Raw genomic sequence first — 4632 nt, 5'->3', positions numbered from 1 at the left:
CCTGCTTCCTGCTTCCTGCTTCCTGCTTCCTGCTTCCTGCTTCCTGCTTCCTGCTTCCTGCTTCCTGCTTCCTGCACGGATCGACGCGGTGGGCGACACCTGAGCCGTCGCCCACCGGCAGATCCTTCGATGTTCACGGAGCATGCTCGGTCCGGCACGCGCACAGGGGGCCTGTTCCGACCGGACGGCGAGGCGCCTTCACCCCGCCGGCCCCAGGGCGACGCCCCCATGCGGTCACCCGTCGTCATCGTGGGACGGCCGTCAGGCGGCCCCCTTGATCACCCCGGCGACCTTGATGACGCGCTCGACCTGGATCCGGGCGGCGGTGCGGGTGACGTCGCCCACGGGCTTGGAGCCCTGGCCGTCGACGTGGGAGGTGCCGTAGGGGTTGCCGTCCACGAACTTGCTCGGGTCGGTGAAGCCGGGGGTGACGGTAATGCCACCGAAGTGGTGGATCGAGGTGTAGAGGGAGAGGAGGGTCGCCTCCTGTCCGGCGTGAGCGGTCGCGCTGGAGACGAAGCCGCTGTAGACCTTGTCGGCGAGCTTGCCCTCGGCCCACAGACCGCCCAGCGTGTCGATGAACTGCTTGAGCTGAGCGGAGACGTTGCCGAAGCGGGTCGGCGTACCGAAGATCACGGCATCCGCCCACTCGACGTCCTCGGTGGTGGCCTCGGGTATCCCCGCGGTGGCTGCCTGGTTGGCGGCCCAGACGGGATTGGAGTCGATGGCCGCCTGAGGGGCGAGCTCGGCGGCCTTGACCAGGCGGACTTCGGCGCCCGCCTTGAGGCCCGCGTCGTGAAGCTCCTTGGCGATCTCACTGATCGTGCCGGTGGATGAGTAGTAGATCACGGCGAGCTTGACGGGGGCGGTGTCCATGGAGCTGCTCCGTTCGAACGGGGATTCCGGGGGCTCGGATGAATAGCCGACCGGTCGTCTATCTGTTTTTAAAGTAGACGGCCGGTCGTCTTGCGTCAAACCTGTGCGCTGTGGACGCGACACACGGCGCTTCACGCCGCCGGGACGGCGAGGGCCGGCGCGCTCCCCTCAGGGTGCCGCGCCGGAACGGCGATCAGTTCGGGCGCAGCACCACGCCGAAGACAGTGCCGAAGAACGCGTCCACGGCCGCCGCCGACTTGTCGGCCCGTGCCACGATGAGCGCCCCTTCCCAAGCACTCAGGATGAACAACGCGACCGCCCGCGTGTCGAGGTCGCCGGCCAGGTCGCCCGCTCCCTGAGCCTCGGTGAGCACCTGCCGGATTCGCTCCGCCCACCCGTCGAACCCCTGCTTGACCGCGGCCCGGATCTCGGCGTTGTGGTCGGCGACCTCGGCGCCGAAGTTGCCCACGAGACATCCACGGACGAACCCGTTCTCCACCGTGTCCTGGCTCAGGAACTCGAAGTGCGCCCGAAGCCTCTCCAGCGGGGGGCGGCCCGGCGCCGTCAGCATCTCGAAGCGCAGTGAGGCCGCGTACCGGCTCAGGGCCTCGAGGGCGCTCTCCTCCTTGCTGGAGAAGTGGTTGTAGAACGAGCCTTTGGGAACACCGGCGGCCTTGACGATGTCGCTGATACCGGTGGCGTTGAAGCCCTGCGCGTGGAACTGCCGGAAGGCCGCCTGGGCGACCTCTTCCCGCTTGGACGCTCGCCCCATCGTTCCCGCCTTCTTCCAAACACCTGGACGCCTGTCGCGCGCATCCCGTCCTTCGCGAGGCTGTCCACCGCCAGGCCGGTCCGCGTGCTCGGTGGATTCGAGGACAGCGCCGGACGAGATGACCGACCATATTGTATTAAACGAACGCGCGCTTGACCTCCGGGCGGAAGTCGCCGAACACCCTCGGGTCACTCCCCCACCGCGGTCCGAGCACCCCACACGTGACACCCGCGGCGCAGCCGTCCATCGGCAGGCGCGGCACGGTGCGCCTTCGAGGCCACCGGCGTCCACAACCTCGAACAGGTCGAGCGCGAGCTGATCGATCCGGCCCCCGGCCAGGTGCGCCTGCGCGTGGAGGCCTGCGGCGTCTGCCACACCGACGTACTGGCCGTGGAGGGACTGCGCGCCGACCCGTCGAGCCCCATCGTTCCGGGACACGAGATCGTCGGTGTCATCGACGCCGTCGGGGCCGGTGTCACGGCCTGGCGGTCCGGCGACCGCGTCGGCGTCGGTTTCCTGAACGGCCCGTGCTGGGAGTGCGAGCAGTGCCGCCGCGGCGACTTCGTGAACTGCCGCAACCAGGACCAGACGGGCACGACGACCGACGGCGGCTACGCGGAGGTCGTCCACGCCCCGGCCAGCGGGCTGGTGCGGATTCCCGACGGCCTCTCGGCGATCGACGCCGCTCCCCTGCTGTGCGCGGGCCTGACCACCTTCATCGCGCTCCAGCAGGGGCCGACCAGGGCCGGGGCCCTGGTCGCCGTGCAGGGCATCGGCGGTTTGGGTCACCTGGCCCTGCAGTACGCGCGCAGCCTCGGCTACCGAGTCGCCGCCGTGGCGCGGGGGACGGAGAAGGAGGCGTACGCACGGCAGTTGGGAGCGGACGAGTACATCGACAGCGACAGCACCGATCCCGGGGCCGCGCTGAGCGACCTGGGCGGGGCCTCTCTCATCGTCGCCACGGCGTCCAGCGGCGCCTCGATGAACCCGCTGATCAGCGGCCTCGCCCCGCACGGCAGACTCGTCGTGGTCGGCGCCGCGCCCGACCCGCTGACCGTCGCCACCCCCGACCTGATCTTCGGAACGCGGTCCATCGTCGGCAGCCTGACCGGTTCGTCCATCGAGAACGAGGACAACCTCGCGTTCACGCTCGCCCACGGCATTCGCCCCAGCGTCGAGGTCATGCCCTTCAACCAGGCCCTGGAGGCCTACGAGCGCATGCTCTCGGGCGAGGCTCGCTTCCGTGTCGTACTCGACATGACAGCCTGAACACCCCCATACATGGATGGAACGACCGACCGGACATGGATGGAACGACCGGCCGGCCGGACCACGCCGCAGGGCTCCAGCTCCTCCGCGTTCGCCTATTGTCGACCGGTCGTCTATATTCGTCGGTAAGCGGCGTCAAGCCGAACGAGACACCCCCTCCGGAGAATCACCATGAGCACACCTGACCAGAAGGTCGCCGTCGTCACCGGTGCGTCCCAGGGCATCGGCGCCGGCTTGGTCGAGGGCTACCGCAAGCTCGGTTACGCCGTCGTGGCCACCTCCCGCACCATCACGCCCTCCGATGACCCGGACGTCCTGACCGTTCAGGGCGACATCGCCGACCCCGCCACCGCCGAGCGCGTCGCGAGTGCCGCGATCGAGCGCTTCGGCCGCATCGACGCCCTGGTCAACAACGCGGGCATCTTCCTGTCGAAGCCCTTCCACGAGTACACGCAGGCCGACTACGACAGCGTGACCGGCGTGAACGTGGCCGGCTTCTTCCGCATCACGCAGCTGGCCGTGGAGCAGATGCTTCACCAGGGCGGCGGGCACGTCGTCCAGATCACCACCAGCCTTGTCGATCACGCGAGTTCCGACGTGCCCTCGGTACTGGCCTCGCTGACCAAGGGCGGCCTCCAGTCCGCGACCAAGGCCCTGGCCATCGAGTACGCGGCCCGCGGCATCCGCAGCAACGCGGTTTCCCTCGGCATCATCAGGACGCCCATGCACCCGGCGGAGTACCACGAAACGCTCGACGCGATGCACCCGGTGGGCCACATGGGCGAGATCCAGGACGCCGTGGACGCGGTCCTGTACCTGGAGAACGCCCCCTTCGTCACCGGCGAGATCCTGCACGTCGACGGTGGCCAGAGCGCCGGTCACTGACGGCTCGCGGATGCCCGGGACATCGACGAAGGCGGTGTCCCGGGCATCCGTGCGTGGCCTGGCGAGTGGGCCCCTCCACACACAGGTACCGGGGTGGCACGGCCCCCGACTCGGATCCGCCAGGCCGGCGATGCGCGGTCACGCCGGGCTCTGTTCCCCGGTCGGGTGCGGCCCGGTCCGGACGCGCGACTCCACGGGCCCCACATCACGCGATCGCCCGCGGAGGACGTCCCACGCCTGGGCGCTCTACTTCCCGATGCAACCAAACGTCGACCGGTCCTCCGCCGTTCCGGCACAGCGGCTCGAAAAGCGCATCACCCGCCGGGCAAAACGACGCCGACCGCCTCTTTCCGTCGTCGGGGCGTGCACCGGAAAGGGGCGAACGCCCCTCGGCTGCGGCCAGGGCGAGCCATTTACACTGTGCCCATGGCGGATGCACCCACTATTGAGCCTCTCCATCGTGACGAGGAAGCCTTCCTGCGGGCCCTGGGCAGAGTGATGACACTCCTCCCCCGCCTGGTCGACGCGGACATGCTCGAAGAGCATCCGATTTCCGGCACCGAGTACATGGTTCTGGTGCACCTCTCCGAAGTGCCCGACAATCAGATGCGGATGAGCGAGCTCGCCAATATGTGCGGGCTTTCCCTCAGCGGCATGACCCGCGTGGTGAACCGCCTGGAATCACAGTCGCTGGTCATACGGGAGAAGTCGCCGGACGACGGGCGGGCCTGGCTGGCCCGCCTCACCAGCGCCGGATGGACACAGCTGAAGCGGGCCTGGCCCACCAACCTCGCGAGCGTGCGGCGCCACGTCTTCTCACGTCTGGACGG

At 69.0% G+C, this 4632-nt stretch carries 5 protein-coding genes; 3 read left to right on the top strand and 2 right to left on the bottom strand.

What is annotated here, in order from left to right; genetic code table 11:
* Positions 1 to 261: 261 nt before the first annotated feature.
* Both wrbA and ACWEBX_RS37430 read right to left on the bottom strand, forming a co-directional pair.
* The gene (gene wrbA, locus ACWEBX_RS37435; protein WP_451889199.1) at positions 262 to 876 is read right to left on the bottom strand and encodes an NAD(P)H:quinone oxidoreductase; all 615 of its coding nucleotides are present in this window, start codon (positions 874 to 876) and stop codon (positions 262 to 264) included.
* Positions 877 to 1069: 193 nt separating this feature from the next.
* On the bottom strand, positions 1070 to 1648 hold the full coding sequence (locus tag ACWEBX_RS37430; RefSeq protein ID WP_451889198.1) for a TetR family transcriptional regulator C-terminal domain-containing protein: 579 nt from the start codon (positions 1646 to 1648) through the stop codon (positions 1070 to 1072).
* Between the two features lie 339 nt (positions 1649 to 1987).
* Here ACWEBX_RS37430 and ACWEBX_RS37425 point away from each other — a divergent pair, with 339 nt between their 5' ends.
* From ACWEBX_RS37425 to ACWEBX_RS37415, 3 genes are all read left to right on the top strand, one after another.
* Complete coding sequence (locus ACWEBX_RS37425; RefSeq protein WP_451889197.1) at positions 1988 to 2917, top strand: alcohol dehydrogenase catalytic domain-containing protein; 930 nt, start codon at positions 1988 to 1990, stop codon at positions 2915 to 2917.
* A gap of 171 nt (positions 2918 to 3088) precedes the next feature.
* Positions 3089 to 3802 carry an SDR family NAD(P)-dependent oxidoreductase gene (locus tag ACWEBX_RS37420; protein WP_451889196.1) on the top strand — a complete coding sequence of 238 codons (714 nt, stop codon included), beginning with the start codon at positions 3089 to 3091 and terminating at the stop codon, positions 3800 to 3802.
* A gap of 426 nt (positions 3803 to 4228) precedes the next feature.
* A partial coding sequence (locus ACWEBX_RS37415; RefSeq protein WP_451889195.1) for a MarR family winged helix-turn-helix transcriptional regulator occupies positions 4229 to 4632 on the top strand: 404 nt, incomplete at its 3' end.

The sequence above is a fragment of the Streptomyces sp. NPDC005070 genome (genome assembly GCF_053600395.1).
This window is presented reverse-complemented; position numbering and strand designations above follow the sequence as displayed.

Excerpts from the sequence above, each read along its gene's own strand:
- wrbA (WP_451889199.1), bottom strand. The coding sequence starts at position 876 with ATGGACACCGCCCCCGTCAAGCTCGCCGTGATCTACTACTCATCCACC.
- ACWEBX_RS37430 (WP_451889198.1), bottom strand. The coding sequence starts at position 1,648 with ATGGGGCGAGCGTCCAAGCGGGAAGAGGTCGCCCAGGCGGCCTTCCGG.
- ACWEBX_RS37420 (WP_451889196.1), top strand. The coding sequence starts at position 3,089 with ATGAGCACACCTGACCAGAAGGTCGCCGTCGTCACCGGTGCGTCCCAG.